Origin of the sequence: Pseudomonas sp. P9_2 (assembly GCF_034008255.1) — a bacterium.
Classification (GTDB): Bacteria; Pseudomonadota; Gammaproteobacteria; order Pseudomonadales; family Pseudomonadaceae; genus Aquipseudomonas; species Aquipseudomonas synxantha_A.
The window spans coordinates 1,158,138-1,174,740 of record NZ_CP125376.1; the positions used below are offsets into that span (position 1 = coordinate 1,158,138).

The window sequence follows — 16,603 nt, forward strand, 5'->3', positions numbered from 1 at the left end:
CAAGGAGCCCTCGTGCCCACAGTTGAAATGGAACGTCGCCAGGTGGTGGTGATCGGTGCCGGGCCATCCGGTGCCATTGCGGCCGCGCTGCTAAAGCGCAAAGGGCATGATGTATTGATCATCGAACGCGAGCATTTCCCGCGTTTTTCGATTGGCGAAAGCCTGCTGTCGCACTGCATCGACTTCATCGAAGAAGCCGGGATGCTCGACGCTGTGCAAGCGGCGGGCTTCCAGGTAAAAACCGGCGCCGCGTTCGCCTGGGGCGAGCGCTACAGTGCGTTTGACTTTGGCGACACCTTCAGCAACGGCAAGCCCACTACCTTCCAGGTGCAGCGCGGCGAGTTCGATAAGTTGCTGGCCGATCAGGCGGCGCTGCAAGGTGTGGAAATCCGCTATGGCCAAAGCATTGTCGGTGTGGATTTCTCCGGCGAGTGCCGCTACCTGCATGTGCGCCGACAGAACGGCAGCGAGTACCACATCAAGGCCAAGTTCGTGCTGGATGCCAGCGGCTATGGCCGTGTACTGCCACGCCTGCTGGACCTTGAGGCGCCCTCGAACTTCCCGCTGCGCCAGGCCGTGTTCACTCACATCGAAGACCGCATCGAACACCCAGGCTTTGATCGCAGCAAAATCCTGGTCACCACCCACCCGACCCAGCGCGACATCTGGTTCTGGACCATCCCGTTCAGCAACGGCCGTTGCTCGGTGGGCGTGGTCGCGGCCAAAGAGCATTTCGATGGCCGCGACAGCGACCTTGACGCCTGCCTGCGCAGCTTTGTCGATGAAACGCCAAGCCTGTCCACCGTGCTGCAGAACGCCGTATGGGACACCCCGGCGCGCAGCATCGGCGGCTATTCGGCCAACGTCAAAACCCTGCACGGGCCAGGCTTTGCGCTACTGGGCAATGCGGCGGAATTTCTCGACCCGGTATTTTCTTCGGGCGTAACCATCGCCATGCGTTCGGCAAGCATGGCCGCAGGCGTGCTGCACCGTCAGCTCAACGGCGAAACCGTCGACTGGCAAAGCGAATTCGCCGAGCCCTTGAAGCGCGGCGTCGACACCTTCCGCTGCTACGTCGAGGGCTGGTATGCAGGCACGTTCCAGGATGTGATTTTCCATCCTGGCAGCTCGCCGGAGATTCGCCGCATGATCAGTTCGATCCTGGCCGGTTACGCCTGGGATGAGCGCAACCCGTTTGTCAGCGAACCTAAACGGCGATTGCGGATGTTGTCGGATATTTGTGCGAGTGAAACGGTATGAGCAGTCCTGCCGTTGGAAAAAACTACCTGAGCAAGAATTACGTCGAGGAAACCAGGTTCGGCTTCTGGTTCCTGCGCAGCCACACCTGGCAGCATCACGTATTGCGCGTGGCGATCAACGACCTGCGCAGCCTGTTCAGCGAGCCGCTGCCGGTGGCGCCGGTGTTGCTGGACGCCGGTTGTGGCCAGGGTAAATCCTTCCGGTTGCTGCAGCAGGTGTTTGCGCCTTCACGTCTGATCGGCCTGGATGCCGACCCCCACAGCCTGGAGCTGAGCTGTGAAGAGGCTGCGCGCCAGGGCCTGGCTGTCGAGCTGATCGCCAGTGACTGCGCCACCCTCGATGTACCGGACGCCAGCGTCGATATCGTGTTTTGCCACCAGACCTTTCACCACTTGGTCGAGCAACATCGCGCACTCAAGGAGTTCTATCGGGTACTCAAACCGGGCGGCTATCTGCTGTTTGCCGAATCCACCGAAGCCTATATCGACACCTGGGTGATTCGCTGGTTGTTCCGCCACCCGATGCATGTGCAAAAAAGCGCTGAAGAGTATTTGGAGATGCTGCGCGAGCAAGGCTTTGAATTCGACTCGCAGAATGTCTCGTACCCCTACCTGTGGTGGAGCCGCTCCAGCGACTTCGGCCTGCTGGAGCGCTGGGGTCTGCGCAAGGCGCCGCCGGTGGGCCAGCGCGAGGAAACCCTGGTCAACTGCGTTGCGCGCAAACCTTTGGAGAACGCCGCCTCATGATGCGCCTGCTGTTAATGGGTTGCCTGTTGCTGCTCAGTGCCTGCGCCAGCCAGGCACCGCTGCCGGAAAAAATCCCGGCCCTGGCCTTGCCGATGCAACTGCATGTGCAGCGCCTGGCGGACGGGCAGCGCCAGGACTGGCTGCTGGTGATCCAGCGCGAAGGCCACGCGATTCGCTGGTCGATGATGGACCCCTTGGGCATTCCCCTGGCCCGGCAAAAACTGCTCGATGGGCAGTGGCAGGCCGACGGCTTGCTGCCCCCCAATCCCCAGGCGCGGGAGCTGTTTGCCGCGCTGCTGTTTGCCCTGACCCCGGCCGGTGATGTGCCAGCGCTGTATCCGCACGCCCAGGCCATGGACCTGACGCGCACGCTGCCGGGCCATTGGCAAATCATCTATCAGTCTTCCGAGGTGTTCAGCGTGAACATGGCCGGCCAGCCGTTGAGTTATCGCATCACCCCGCTAGGTATCAGCCGATGACCGCTTACCTCAATGCCCTCGGTGTGATCTGCGCCCTTGGCCGAGGCCAGGCCGAAGTCAGCCGCAACCTGTTTGCCGGTGACTGTTCAGGGATGCGCGCCGAAAGCGGCTGGGTGCCGGAGCGCGTAGTGCCGGTGGCTGCCGTCCAGGGCGAACTGGTGCCTCTGCCGGTGGAACTGGCTCAACAAAGCAGCCGCAATAACCAGTTGTTGCTGGAAGCGGCGTTGCAGATTGAAGATGAGATCCGTCAGGCCATTCAAACCTATGGCCCAGGGCGAGTCGGCGTGGTGCTTGGCACCAGCACCTCGGGCATCGACGAAGCCAGCCGTGGCATTGCTCATTACCTGCGCGACAAGCAGTTCCCTGCCGACTACGACTACCAGCAACAGGAACTCAGCGCCCCGGCAAACTTCCTCGCCGACTGGCTGCAATTGAGCGGCCCGGCCTATGTGATTTCCACCGCCTGCACCTCCAGCGCCCGTGCCTTGATGAGCGCCCAGCGCCTGCTGAACCTGGGGGTGTGCGATGCGGTAATCTGTGGCGGCGTGGACAGCCTGTGCAAGCTGACCCTGAACGGATTTACCTCGCTGGAAGCGGTATCCAGCGAGCGCTGCAACCCGTTCTCGGTGAACCGCAACGGCATCAATATCGGTGAGGCGGCGGTACTGTTCCTGATGAGCCGCGAGCCGGCACCGATCGCCTTGCTGGGCAGCGGTGCCAGTTGCGACGCTCACCATATCTCCGCGCCGGAACCCAGCGGCAAGGGCGCGTTGCAAGCGATGCGCAAGGCCCTGGCCAGCGCAAAGCTGGCTCCCGAGCAGATCGGCTACCTGAACCTGCACGGCACCGCCACCCAACACAACGACGCCATGGAAAGCCAGGCGGTCGCCAGCCTGTTCCCCGGCGGTGTGGCCTGTTCGTCGACCAAGCCCATGACCGGTCACACCCTCGGTGCCGCCGGAGCCCTGGAAGCGGCGTTCTGCTGGCTGAGCCTGGGCCACGGCTTGCTGCCGCCCCACGTGTGGGACGGCCACGCCGACCCGGCGCTGCCGCCCTTGCAATGGACGCACAGCGGCGACAGCTTGAAAAAAACCTGCCTGATGAGCAACTCGTTTGCCTTCGGCGGTAATAACGTCAGCCTGATAATCGCAGAGGCCCCATGATCGATTGGCCACTTGCCGAGCTGCTACCCCACGCGGGCGACATGATCCTGATCGACCAGGTGCTGTCGTTCGATGATGAGCAGATCCGCACCCGCGTCACCGTCAAGCCCGACGGCCTGTTCAACCGCCCTGACGGTAGCCTGCCGGCCTGGGTAGGCCTGGAATTGATGGCGCAAAGCGTCGCCGCCTATGCCGGTTGCCATGCACGCCAGCAAGGCCGCGCGGTGGAACTGGGCTTCCTGTTGGGTACACGCAAGTTCGAGTGCAACGTGGAGCACTTCCCGGCAGGCGCCCAGCTGAATATCCACGGCCTGCGCTCCCTGGAAGACGACAACGGCATGGGTGTGTTCGAATGCCACCTCACCGGCGACGGCATTCAGGCCAGTGCGCGCCTGAACGTATTTCGACCGCCCCAGGCGGCCAACTATTTAGATGAATCGAAGGACCCAACGTCATGACTGAATCCGTACTGGTCACCGGCTCAAGCCGTGGCATCGGCCGCGCCATTGCCCTGCGCCTGGCCCAGGCCGGCCATGACATCGTGCTGCATTGCCGCAATGGCCGCGCCGAAGCCGACACCGTGCAGGTCGAGATCGAGGCCATGGGTCGCAAGGCGCGGGTGCTGCAATTCGACGTGTCCGACCGCGCCAGTTGCAAGGCCATCCTTGAAGCCGATGTGGAGCAACATGGCGCCTACTACGGCGTGGTGCTCAATGCCGGCCTGACCCGCGACGGCGCCTTCCCGGCCCTGTCGGAAGACGACTGGGACGTGGTGATGCGCACCAATCTCGATGGTTTCTATAACGTGCTGCACCCGGTGATGATGCCGATGATTCGGCGACGCGCCGCTGGGCGTATCGTGTGCATCACCTCGGTGTCCGGGTTGATCGGCAACCGCGGCCAGGTCAACTACAGTGCTTCAAAAGCCGGCCTGATCGGCGCAGCCAAGGCGCTGGCCATCGAACTGGGCAAACGCAAGATCACCGTCAACTGCGTGGCGCCGGGGTTGATCGACACGGCGATGCTGGATGAAAACGTCCCCGTCGAAGAACTGATGAAAATGATCCCCGCGCAACGCATGGGCACCCCGGAAGAAGTCGCCGGCGCGGTGAATTTCCTGATGTCGGCCGAAGCCGGCTATATCACGCGCCAGGTGCTGGCCGTGAACGGAGGCTTGTGCTGATGAAGCGCGTCGTCGTCACCGGCATGGCCGGCATGACCTCCCTGGGCAGCGATTGGGAAACCATCGCCGCCAACTTTCGCGCCAACCGCAGCGGTATCCGACGCATGGATGAATGGGACCGCTTTACCGAACTGAACACGCGCCTGGCCGGGCCGATTGATGATTTTGTGGTGCCCGCGCACTGGACCCGCAAGCAATTGCGCAGCATGGGCCGTGTCTCGCGCCTGGCGGTGTGGGCAGCGGAGCAGGCACTGCAGGATGCCGGCTTGCTCGGTGATCCGTCGATCAAGGACGGGCGCATGGGCGTGGCCTGTGGCTCGTCCACCGGCAGCACCGATGAGATCAAGGCGTTCGGCAATATGCTGCTCAATTCCGTGGCCGAGGGGCTAAACGCCAACTCCTATGTGCGGATGATGCCGCACACCACCGCGGCGAATATCAGCATTTTCTTTGGCCTCACCGGGCGCTTGATCCCCACGTCCAGCGCCTGCACCAGCGGTAGCCAGGGCATCGGCTATGCCTACGAGGCAATCAAGTTCGGGCGCCTGCCATTGATGCTCGCCGGCGGCGCCGAAGAACTGTGCCCCACCGAAGCCATGGTGTTCGATGCACTCTACGCCACCAGTCTGAAAAACGATGCGCCGCAAACCAGTCCGCGCCCCTACGACAGCGGCCGTGATGGCCTGGTGATTGGTGAAGGCGCCGGCATCCTGGTACTGGAAGAGTTGCAACACGCGTTGGCGCGCGGCGCGCATATTCACGCTGAGCTGGTTGGCTTTGGCAGCAATGCCGACGGCCAGCACACCACCCGCCCGGAACAGAAAACCATGCGCCGTGCCATGGAACTGGCCCTGGAAGACGCCGGGCTTGCGCCTTCTGCCATCGGCTATGTAAACGGCCACGGCACCGCCACCGACCAGGGTGACATCGCCGAAACCCTGGCCACCAGCAGCCTGTTCGGCAGCCGAATGCCGATCAGCTCGCAGAAGAGTTTCCTCGGCCACACCCTGGGTGCCTGCGGCGCGCTGGAGTCGTGGTTCAGCATCGAAATGATGAACCGCGACGAGTACGTGCACACCTTCAACCTGGATTCGGTCGACCCACAATGCGGCGAACTGGACTACCTGCAAGGCGGCTTTCGGCAGATGCACAACGACTACGTGATGAACAACAACTTCGCTTTCGGCGGCGTCAACACCTCGTTGATCTTCCGCCGCTGGGCCTGACTTTTTAATCGATTGGAGAAAACGGAATGTCTTCCCTGCTACGCGCTACCCTGATCACCCTGGCCCTGTTGACCACTGCCGGCTGCACCAGCAAACCGGTGCTCAACACCCAGCACGAACTGCCGGCCACGACCCAGGTCAGCGAAGAAAAAATGAAACAGGTGATCGTCGCCGCCCTGCAAAAACGTGAGTGGACGGTACAACGCCTGAGCCCGCAACTGGTGCAGGCCGAGATCACCGTGCGCGGCCAGTTCTATGCAGCAATCGATATCCGCTACACCCGCAACAGCTACGCCATCACTTACCGCGACAGCCGCGACCTGGGCTACAAGGACGGCAAGATCCATCGCAATTACAACCGTTGGGTGAGCATGCTGGATCGGGATATTTTGGCAGGGTTGCGCTCGGCCGGAATGCAGTAAGGCCAGAAACGACAAAGGGCGCCTTTCGGCGCCCTCTTCACAAACAGGTTGGCTTGTCATCGCCACTTCCTGCCTGGCTCTGCGATGGCTGGTTGCCCAGGATCCTCAGAGTCTCACAAGCCCCTTTCGGGAACTCGGCCAGTATGCCTGAAGCAACCGCACTCGGGGAACACCGCCGATCAAATGTGGGAGCTGTCGAGCTTTAGCGAGGCTGCGATGCAGGCGCTACGGTCTTTCAGATGCAACGCGGTGATCCTTTCGCAGCCTCGCTAAAGCTCGACAGCTCCCACATCGATCTGCTTCGTTACGTGGAAGCCCTGTGCGTCAACAACTCCACAAACCCCTTCGCCATCGGCGTTTGCACGCCCTTGCGCTGCACCAGCCACACCGCCGTCATCGCCTCCGGGTCGAGCAGTGTGCGGTAGACCACGCCATCAATGCGGATACGCTGGTAAGACGCCGGCAACACCGACACGCCCAACCCTGCCGCCACCAGGCCAATGATGGTCATCGCCTCCCCCGCTTCCTGGGCAAAGTGCGGGCTGAACCCGGCGTCGCGGGCCAGGCTGAGCAATTGGGCATACAGGCCGCTGCCGTAGGTGCGCGGAAAAAACACAAAGGGCTCCTGCGCCAACTGCGCCAGGTGCAGGCCGCGCTCGCTGCCTTCCACCAACGGATGGCCGGCGCTCAATACTGCAACCAACGGCTCGCGCATCAACTCGACCACGCTCAGCGAATCAGGCAACGGCAAAGGCCGCATCAGCCCGACCTGGATCGACTCATCCACCAATGACTCGGCCACCTGGGTGCTGCTCATCTCCTGCAGATTGAGGTGCACCGCCGGGAAAGCCTGGCGAAACGCGAAGATCGCCTGGGGAATGCTGGAATTGAACGGTGCGGAAGATGTGAAGCCGATCTTCAGTTCGCCGAGCTCTCCCAATTGCGCCCTGCGCGCCACATCCGCCGCCTTGTCGACCTGGGCCAGCACCAGCCGCGCCTCTTGCAGGAACAGGCGCCCGGCCTCGCTCAGCTCGACCCGACGATTGGTACGCTCAAATAACCGCGCGCCCACCTCTTGCTCCAGTGCCTGGATCTGCTGGCTCAAGGGCGGTTGCGAGATGCCCAGCACCTGCGCGGCGCGGCCAAAGTGCAGTTCTTCAGCGACGGCGATGAAGTACCGCAGGTGACGTAATTCCATGCACACCTCATTAGGTCGTAGAACCTATCAAACAGGTCGAACAATATATTGGAAAGAATCATTAGCCAGCTATATTCTTTTTCGTATTGCCAGTCCTGGCAGACTTTCCTCCCCGAGGTCCCCCGTGAATCCTGCTGTTGCTCCACTTGCCCAACACACCCCGCCCTCAGCCCTCGATGAGGTGGTGGCGCAGCTTAATGACGAGTACATCGAAAAAGGCACGCCGATGTTCATGCGCACGGTGTTGGCGCTGTTCTCCGGCGGGTTTGCCACCTTCGCCCTGCTGTATTGCGTACAACCGATGATGCCGGCGCTGTCCCACGAATTTTCCATCAATGCGGCGCAAAGCAGCCTGATTCTTTCGGTCGCGACCGCGATGCTCGCCTGCGGCCTGCTGATCACCGGGCCGATATCCGACAGGCTGGGGCGCAAGCCGGTGATGGTCGCCGCGTTGTTCTGTGCGGCGCTGGCCACCATCGCCAGCGGTCTGATGCCGACCTGGGAGGGGATTCTGCTGATGCGGGCGCTGGTGGGCCTGTCCCTGAGCGGCCTGGCTGCCGTGGCGATGACCTACCTCAGCGAAGAGATCCACCCGCAGCACATCGGCCTGGCCATGGGCCTGTACATCGGCGGCAACGCGATTGGCGGCATGAGCGGGCGCCTGATCATCGGCGTGTTGATCGATTTTGTCAGCTGGCACACCGCAATGCTGATCATCGGCGCTCTGGCGTTGATCGCCGCCACGGTGTTCTGGAAGATCCTCCCCGAATCGCGCAACTTCCGCGCCAGCAGCCTCAAACCACGCAGCCTGGTGGATGGCTTTGTCATGCATTTCAAGGATGCGGGCCTACCGTGGCTGTTCCTCGAAGCCTTCCTGTTGATGGGCGCGTTCGTAACGATGTTCAACTACATCGGTTATCGCCTGCTGGCCTCACCCTATGAACTGAGCCAGGCCGTAGTGGGCCTGCTGTCGCTGGTGTACCTCTCGGGCATTTACAGCTCGGCCAAGATCGGCTCTCTGGCCGACCGCCTTGGCCGCCGCCGGGTGCTGTGGGCCACCATCGTGCTGATGCTCGCCGGCATGGCCCTGACGCTGTTCACCCCGCTGTGGCTGGTGGTGCCGGGCATGTTGATCTTCACGTTCGGCTTCTTCGGCGCCCACTCGGTGGCCAGCAGCTGGATCGGCCGCCGTGCGGTGAAAGCCAAGGGGCAGGCGTCGTCGCTTTACCTGTTCTGCTATTACGTGGGATCGAGTATCGCCGGGACGGCAGGCGGGTTCTTCTGGCATTTTGCCGGGTGGAACGGGATTGGCGGATTCATTATCGCGCTACTGATCGGCGCGTTGCTGGTGGCGTTGAAGCTGGCGAAGTTGCCGCCGTTGGGGCAGGTCTGAAGGTTTCTGGCTTTTAATGTGGGAGGGGGCAAGCCCCCTCCCACATTTTTGCTGTGTGCTTTATTCGTGGTATTGCGCCGACAGTTCGTGCACTGCACGCAGGAACGCGCCGGCATGTTCCGGGTTCACTTCCGGCGTGATGCCATGGCCGAGGTTGAACACATGGCCGGTGCCCTTGCCATAGCTGGCCAGGATGCGCCCGACTTCCGTGCGGATCGCTTCCGGCTTGGCGTACAGCACAGTGGGGTCCATGTTGCCTTGCAGCGCAACCTGGTTTCCAACGCGACGGCGGGCTTCGCCGATATCGCAGGTCCAGTCCAGGCCCAATGCATCGGCGCCAGCATCGGCGATGCTTTCCAGCCACAGGCCGCCGCCCTTGGTGAACAGGATGACCGGAACCTTGCGGCCTTCGTGTTCGCGGATCAGCCCGCTGACGATCTTGCGCATGTAGGCCAGGGAGAATTCCTGGTACGCCGCCGCCGACAGGTTGCCGCCCCAGGTGTCGAAGATCTGCACCGCTTGCGCACCGGCCATGATCTGGCCGTTGAGGTAGGAGGTCACCGACTGCGCCAGCTTGTCCAGCAACAGGTGCATGGCTTGCGGGTTGTCGTAGAGCATGGCCTTGGTCTTGCGGAAGTCTTTCGACGAACCGCCTTCGACCATATAGGTGGCCAGCGTCCACGGGCTGCCAGAGAAGCCAATCAGCGGCACGCGACCGTTGAGCTCGCGGCGGATGGTGCTGACCGCATCCATCACATAACCGAGGTCTTTGTGCGGATCAGGGATCGGCAAGGCTTCGATATCGGCCAGGGTACTGACGACTTTCCTGAAGCGCGGGCCTTCGCCGGTCTCGAAGTACAGGCCCTGGCCCATGGCGTCGGGGATGGTGAGGATATCGGAGAAGAGAATGGCCGCATCCAGTTGCGGGTAGCGGTCCAGCGGCTGCATCGTGACTTCGCAGGCGAACGCAGGATTCATGCACAGGCTCATGAAGTCACCGGCGTGGGCGCGGCTGGCGCGGTATTCCGGCAGGTAGCGACCGGCTTGACGCATCATCCACACGGGCGTGACGTCTACAGGTTGCTTGAGCAGGGCACGAAGGAAACGGTCGTTCTTGAGGGCAGTCATGTCGGCATCCGCAAAAAAAGTGCGGGCATTTTCTCAGAGCGCGACGCAAAAGGCACGGAATGCGCCTTGCCTTTTGTCTATCGGGTCAATTTGTCGCGGTGTCTTGCGGTATGACAGACACCACCAAACCCTATCTGGAATGGGGTTTGTGTGGGAGCTGGCTTGCCTGCGATGGCGGTGGTGAATTCACTATCGCTATCGCAGGCAAGCCAGCTCCCACAGTTGACCGTGTTTCAAATCAAACTTGAAGGTAATCCAGGATGCCTTCGGCGGCATTGCGGCCTTCGAAGATCGCCGTCACTACCAGGTCGGAACCGCGCACCATATCGCCACCGGCGAAGATTTTCGGGTTGCTGGTCTGATGCTTGTACTGGCCTTGCTCCGGGGCTACGACGCGGCCCTGGCTGTCGGTCTGGATTTCGAACTGCTCGAACCAGGGCGCCGGGCTTGGACGGAAACCGAAAGCGATGACCACGGCATCGGCCGGGATAATCTCTTCGGAACCCGGGATCGGCTCGGGGCTGCGACGGCCTCGGGCATCCGGTTCGCCGAGACGGGTCTCGACCACCTTCACGCCTTCGACGCGGTCTTCACCGACGATCGCAATCGGCTGGCGGTTGTAGAGGAATTTCACGCCTTCTTCCTTGGCGTTCTTCACCTCTTTGCGCGAGCCGGGCATGTTGGCTTCGTCGCGACGATACGCACAGGTGACCGACTTGGCGCCCTGGCGGATCGAGGTACGGTTGCAGTCCATCGCGGTGTCGCCACCGCCCAGCACCACGACCTTCTTGCCTTTCATGTCGACGAAATCTTCCGGCGACTTTTCAAAGCCCAGGTTGCGGTTGACGTTGGCAATCAGGAAGTCGAGCGCGTCATACACGCCCGGCAAGTCTTCACCGGCAAAGCCGCCCTTCATATAGGTGTAGGTGCCCATGCCCATGAACACCGCATCGTATTCGGCGAGCAGTTGCTCCATGGTGATGTCTTTGCCGATTTCGGTATTGAGGCGGAACTCGATACCCATGCCGGTGAACACTTCACGACGGTGACTCAGTACGGTTTTTTCCAGCTTGAACTCGGGAATACCGAAAGTCAGCAGGCCACCGATCTCCGGGTTCTTGTCGAACACCACCGGGGTCACGCCACCACGCACCAACACGTCGGCACACCCCAGGCCCGCCGGGCCCGCGCCGATAATCGCAACACGCTTGCCGGTCGGCTTGACCTTGGACATGTCCGGGCGCCAGCCCATGGCGAACGCGGTGTCGGTGATGTACTTCTCCACCGAACCGATGGTCACCGCGCCGAAGCCATCGTTGAGGGTGCAGGCACCTTCACATAGACGGTCTTGCGGGCACACCCGGCCGCAGACTTCCGGCAGGGTGTTGGTCTGGTGCGACAGCTCGGCGGCGGCGAGGATGTTGCCCTCGGCCACCAGTTTGAGCCAGTTGGGAATGAAGTTGTGCACCGGGCACTTCCATTCGCAATACGGGTTACCGCACCCCAGGCAGCGATGGGCCTGATCGGCCGAGTGCTGGGGTTTGAAGGGCTCGTAGATCTCCACGAACTCTTTCTTGCGTTGACGCAACAGTTTCTTCTTCGGATCTTTGCGCCCGACATCGATGAACTGGAAGTCGTTATTCAGACGTTCAGCCATGTTAAAACCTCATCAAACTGTTCAGGCGCATATCACTGCGGGTTGGCACGGATGCTGGAAAGCAACGATTTCAGGTTGGCAGCCTTGGGCTTGACCAGCCAGAAACGACGCAGGTAATCATCGAGGTTTTCGGCGAGGTTGCGACCCCATTCACTGCCGGTCTCCTCGACGTACTCATCCAGCACGTGCTGCAAGTGGTTCCGGTAGGATTCCATGGCTTCACCGCTGATCCGCTGGATCTCGACCAACTCGTGGTTGACCTTGTCGACGAAGGTGTTGTCCTGGTCGAGCACGTAGGCGAAACCGCCGGTCATGCCCGAACCGAAGTTGTAACCGGTCTTGCCCAGTACCGCGACAAAGCCTCCGGTCATGTACTCGCAGCAGTGATCGCCAGTGCCTTCCACCACGGTGTGGGCACCGGAGTTACGCACGGCGAAGCGCTCACCGGCAGTACCCGCGGCAAACAGCTTGCCACCGGTGGCGCCGTACAAGCAGGTGTTGCCGATGATGGCACTGTCCTGGGTCTTGTATACGCTGCCAGCCGGCGGGACGATGACCAGCTTGCCGCCGGTCATGCCTTTGCCCACGTAGTCGTTGGCGTCACCTTCCAGGTACATGTGCAGGCCACCGGCGTTCCACACACCGAAACTCTGGCCCGCAGTGCCCTTGAAGCGGAAGGTGATCGGCGCTTTCGCCATGCCCTGGTTGCCGTGCTTGCGCGCGATTTCACCGGAGATGCGAGCACCGATGGAACGGTCACAGTTGCAGATATCCAGGGCGAATTCGCCACCGCTGGCATCGCTGATCGAGGAGCCGGCCATTTCGACCATTTTCTCGGCCAGCAGGCCTTTGTCGAACGGCGGGTTGCGGTCCACTTGGCAGAATTGTGGCTTGTCTGCGGGGATGTGATCGCTGCCCAACAGCGGTGTCAGGTCCAAATGCTGTTGCTTGGCGGTCTGGCCTTCGAGGATGTCCAACAGGTCGGTGCGACCAATCAGCTCTTCCAGCGAACGCACGCCCAGCTTGGCCAGCCACTCACGGGTTTCTTCGGCGACGTAGGTGAAGAAATTCACCACCATGTCGACGGTGCCGATGTAGTGGTCCTTGCGCAGTTTTTCGTTCTGAGTCGCCACGCCGGTAGCGCAGTTGTTCAGGTGGCAGATACGCAGGTATTTGCAGCCCAGCGCGATCATGGGCGCGGTGCCGAAGCCGAAACTCTCGGCGCCAAGGATCGCCGCCTTGATCACGTCGAGGCCGGTTTTCAGGCCGCCGTCGGTCTGTACCCGCACCTTGCCGCGCAGGTCGTTGCCGCGCAGGGTCTGGTGGGTTTCGGCCAGGCCGAGCTCCCACGGCGCACCGGCGTACTTGATCGAGGTCAGCGGCGAAGCGCCGGTGCCGCCGTCGTAGCCGGAGATGGTGATCAGGTCGGCATAGGCCTTGGCCACGCCAGCGGCGATGGTGCCGACGCCGGCTTCTGCGACCAGTTTTACCGAGACCAGGGCCTGCGGGTTGACTTGTTTGAGGTCGAAAATCAGCTGCGACAAATCTTCAATCGAGTAGATGTCGTGGTGCGGCGGCGGCGAGATCAGAGTCACGCCCGGCACTGCATAACGCAGCTTGGCGATCAGGCCGTTGACCTTGCCGCCTGGCAATTGCCCGCCCTCACCCGGTTTGGCGCCCTGGGCAACCTTGATCTGCAGCACTTCGGCGTTGACCAGGTACTCCGGGGTCACACCGAAACGGCCGGTGGCCACCTGCTTGATTTTCGAGCTTTTGAGCGTGCCATAACGCGCCGGGTCTTCGCCGCCTTCGCCGGAGTTGGAACGCGCACCCAGGCGGTTCATGGCTTCGGCCAGGGCTTCGTGAGCCTCAGGTGACAAGGCGCCCAGGGAAATGCCGGCGGAGTCGAAGCGCTTGAGGATCGATTCCAGCGGCTCGACTTCGGCGATGTCCATCGGCGTGTCCAGGGTCTTCACCTTGAACAGATCGCGGATCATCGACACCGGGCGGTTATCCACCAGGCTCGTGTATTCCTTGAACTTGGCGTAGTCGCCCTGCTGCACGGCGGCTTGCAGGGTACTGACCACGTCCGGGTTGTAGGCGTGGTATTCGCCACCGTGCACGAACTTGAGCAGGCCGCCTTGCTGGATCGGCTTGCGCGCGCTCCAGGCTTCGGCGGCCAGGGCTTTCTGCTCGGCTTCGATATCGACGAAACGCGCGCCCTTGATACGGCTCGGCACGCCACGGAAGCTCAGCTCGCAGACTTCTTCTGACAGGCCGATGGCTTCGAACAATTGCGCGCCACGGTAGGAGGTGACGGTGGAGATGCCCATCTTCGACAGGATCTTCAACAGGCCTTTGGTGATGCCCTTGCGGTAGTTCTTGAACACCTCGTAGAGGTCGCCCAACACTTCACCGGTACGGATCAGGTCACCGAGTACTTCATACGCCAGGAACGGGTAAACCGCCGAGGCGCCGAAGCCGATCAGCACCGCGAAGTGGTGCGGGTCACGGGCAGTGGCGGTTTCCACCAGAATGTTGGAGTCGCAGCGCAGGCCTTTTTCGGTCAGGCGGTGGTGCACCGCGCCAGTCGCCAGGGACGCGTGGATCGGCAACTTGCCCGGCGCGATATGGCGGTCGGTCAGTACGATCTGAGTGCGGCCGGCGCGCACAGCTTCTTCAGCCTGGTCGGCGACGTTGCGCACAGCGGCTTCAAGGCCGAGGCTCTCGTCGTAGTTCAGGTCGATGATCTGGCGGTCGAAGCCTGGACGCTCCAGGGTCATCAGCGAGCGCCACTTGGCCGGGGAAACGACCGGCGAGCTGAGGATCACACGGGAGGCGTGCTCAGGCGATTCCTGGAAGATATTGCGTTCGGCACCGAGGCACACTTCCAGCGACATCACGATGGCTTCGCGCAGCGGGTCGATCGGTGGGTTGGTCACCTGGGCGAACTGCTGGCGGAAGTAGTCGTACGGCGTGCGCACGCGCTGGGACAGCACAGCCATCGGCGTATCGTCGCCCATGGAGCCTACGGCTTCGTAGCCTTGCTCGCCGAGCGGGCGCAGCACCTGATCACGTTCTTCGAACGTGACCTGATACATCTTCATGTATTGCTTGAGCTGGTCGATGTCGTAGAAAGCCGAACCGTGGTCATTGTCTTCCATGGTCGCCTGGATGCGCAGGGCGTTTTTGCGCAGCCATTGCTTGTACGGGTGACGCGACTTCAGACGGTTGTCGATGGCGTCGGTGTCGAGGATCTGCCCGGTTTCGGTGTCCACGGCCAGGATCTGGCCAGGGCCGACACGGCCTTTGGCGATCACGTCTTCAGGCTTGTAGTCCCACACGCCGATTTCCGACGCCAGGGTGATAAAGCCGTTGGTGGTGGTGACCCAGCGCGCCGGGCGCAAGCCGTTACGGTCGAGCAGGCACACCGCGTAGCGGCCGTCGGTCATGACCACGCCGGCCGGGCCGTCCCACGGCTCCATGTGCATCGAGTTGTATTCGTAGAACGCCCGCAGGTCGGGGTCCATGGTCTCGACGTTCTGCCACGCAGGCGGAATGATCATGCGCACGCCACGGAACAGGTCGATGCCACCGGTGACCATCAGCTCAAGCATGTTGTCCATGCTGGAGGAGTCGGAACCCACGCGGTTGACCAGCGGGCCGAGCTCTTCGAGGTCCATCAAATCGTTGGCGAACTTGGTGCGACGGGCCACGGCCCAGTTGCGGTTGCCGGTGATGGTATTGATCTCGCCGTTGTGGGCGAGGAAACGGAATGGCTGGGCCAGCGGCCATTTCGGCAGGGTGTTGGTGGAGAAACGCTGGTGGAACACGCAGATTGCGGTTTGCAGGCGCTCATCGCTCAGGTCTGGATAAAAGGCGGTGAGATCCGCCGGCATCATCAGGCCTTTATAAATGATGGTCTTGTGGGAAAAGCTGCAGATGTAATGGTCAGTGTCGGCGGCGTTGAGCACCGACGAACGACGACGGGACGTGAACAGCTTGATCGCCATGTCCTGGTCGCTCAGACCGTCACCCGCGATGAACACTTGTTCGATCTGCGGCAGGCGCTCCAGGGCCAGGCGGCCGAGTACGCTGGTGTCGATTGGCACTTTGCGCCAGCCGACCAGTTGCAGGCCGGCAGCAACGATCTCGCGGTTCATGTTCTCGCGAGCGGCTTCGGCTTTTACCGGGTCCTGGTTGAAAAACACCATGCCCACGGCGTACTGCTTGGGCAGGTCGGCCGCAAAATGCTCTTTGGCGACAGCGCGCAGGAACTGGTCGGGCTTTTGAATCAGCAAGCCGCAACCGTCACCGGTCTTGCCGTCGGCGTTGATCCCACCGCGGTGGGTCATGCAGGTCAGGGCCTCGATGGCCGTTTGCAAAAGGGTATGACTGGGCTCGCCCTGCATGTGGGCTATCAGGCCGAAACCGCAGTTATCCTTGAATTCATCGGGTTGGTACAGACCTGCTTTCATAGACACTTTCTCACCAGGCTGCCTCTTATATCGAGGCAAATTTCTTTTCAATTCAACCGGTTACCTTCCACGCCGAACGTACGCCGGCTTAGCGGGGGCAAAAGGGAGGTCATTGTACACACCGACACAGACGCTCACAAATTTAGCGACGAAATGTCGCAAATCTATGTCGCATTTATGAAAGGTTTAAAGCGATATGCTGTGCTAGTCAAAACTTTTTTAATTCTGACCGCTACGACTCAAAAGCTACTGTGGCGCAGACACCACAAA

At 61.6% G+C, this 16,603-nt stretch carries 13 protein-coding genes; 9 read left to right on the plus strand and 4 right to left on the minus strand.

Going from position 1 to position 16,603, the window contains the following annotated elements; all coding sequences use genetic code 11:
- Positions 1–12: 12 nt before the first annotated feature.
- From QMK52_RS05010 to QMK52_RS05045, 8 genes are read left to right on the plus strand one after another with little or no spacing between them, the layout of a single operon-like run.
- Complete coding sequence (locus tag QMK52_RS05010) at positions 13–1,260, plus strand: NAD(P)/FAD-dependent oxidoreductase (protein WP_122732453.1); 1,248 nt, start codon at positions 13–15, stop codon at positions 1,258–1,260.
- The gene (locus tag QMK52_RS05015; protein WP_320403875.1) at positions 1,257–2,006 is read left to right on the plus strand and encodes a class I SAM-dependent methyltransferase; all 750 of its coding nucleotides are present in this window, start codon (positions 1,257–1,259) and stop codon (positions 2,004–2,006) included. The genes QMK52_RS05010 and QMK52_RS05015 overlap by 4 nt, the downstream gene beginning before the upstream one ends.
- The gene (locus QMK52_RS05020; protein WP_005784068.1) at positions 2,003–2,485 is read left to right on the plus strand and encodes a DUF3261 domain-containing protein; all 483 of its coding nucleotides are present in this window, start codon (positions 2,003–2,005) and stop codon (positions 2,483–2,485) included. The genes QMK52_RS05015 and QMK52_RS05020 overlap by 4 nt, the downstream gene beginning before the upstream one ends.
- Positions 2,482–3,648, plus strand: a complete 1,167-nt coding sequence (locus QMK52_RS05025; RefSeq protein WP_194439914.1) for a beta-ketoacyl-[acyl-carrier-protein] synthase family protein — start codon at positions 2,482–2,484, stop codon at positions 3,646–3,648. Before QMK52_RS05020 ends, QMK52_RS05025 begins: the two co-directional genes overlap by 4 nt.
- Positions 3,645–4,106, plus strand: coding sequence for a hotdog family protein (locus QMK52_RS05030; protein WP_194439912.1), 462 nt, complete (start codon positions 3,645–3,647; stop codon positions 4,104–4,106). The genes QMK52_RS05025 and QMK52_RS05030 overlap by 4 nt, the downstream gene beginning before the upstream one ends.
- Entirely contained in the window at positions 4,103–4,831 is a 729-nt protein-coding gene (gene fabG / locus QMK52_RS05035; RefSeq protein WP_005784062.1) for a 3-oxoacyl-ACP reductase FabG, read from the plus strand. The genes QMK52_RS05030 and fabG overlap by 4 nt, the downstream gene beginning before the upstream one ends.
- Positions 4,831–6,057, plus strand: a complete 1,227-nt coding sequence (locus QMK52_RS05040; protein WP_194439910.1) for a beta-ketoacyl-ACP synthase — start codon at positions 4,831–4,833, stop codon at positions 6,055–6,057. Before fabG ends, QMK52_RS05040 begins: the two co-directional genes overlap by 1 nt.
- Before the next feature lie 26 nt (positions 6,058–6,083).
- Positions 6,084–6,479 (plus strand): hypothetical protein, encoded by a 396-nt coding sequence (locus tag QMK52_RS05045; protein ID WP_186559611.1) that lies wholly within the window; start codon positions 6,084–6,086, stop codon positions 6,477–6,479.
- A gap of 304 nt (positions 6,480–6,783) precedes the next feature.
- On the opposite strand, the gene QMK52_RS05050 is transcribed toward QMK52_RS05045, so the two are convergent.
- Positions 6,784–7,677: a LysR family transcriptional regulator gene (locus tag QMK52_RS05050; RefSeq protein ID WP_005784056.1), complete on the minus strand. Its 894-nt coding sequence runs from the start codon at positions 7,675–7,677 to the stop codon at positions 6,784–6,786.
- Positions 7,678–7,801: 124 nt separating this feature from the next.
- Between QMK52_RS05050 and QMK52_RS05055 the strand changes: the two genes are divergently transcribed.
- Entirely contained in the window at positions 7,802–9,070 is a 1,269-nt protein-coding gene (locus tag QMK52_RS05055) for an MFS transporter (protein WP_320403876.1), read from the plus strand.
- Between the two features lie 60 nt (positions 9,071–9,130).
- Here QMK52_RS05055 and hemE read toward each other — a convergent pair whose 3' ends face one another.
- The 3 genes from hemE to gltB form a co-directional block, all read right to left on the minus strand.
- Entirely contained in the window at positions 9,131–10,198 is a 1,068-nt protein-coding gene (gene hemE, locus QMK52_RS05060) for a uroporphyrinogen decarboxylase (RefSeq protein ID WP_046070564.1), read from the minus strand.
- 238 nt (positions 10,199–10,436) lie between these two features.
- Complete coding sequence (locus QMK52_RS05065; RefSeq protein ID WP_003187920.1) at positions 10,437–11,855, minus strand: FAD-dependent oxidoreductase; 1,419 nt, start codon at positions 11,853–11,855, stop codon at positions 10,437–10,439.
- 32 nt (positions 11,856–11,887) lie between these two features.
- Positions 11,888–16,333, minus strand: coding sequence for a glutamate synthase large subunit (gltB, locus tag QMK52_RS05070; protein WP_032878304.1), 4,446 nt, complete (start codon positions 16,331–16,333; stop codon positions 11,888–11,890).
- Between the last annotated feature and the right edge of the window lie 270 nt (positions 16,334–16,603).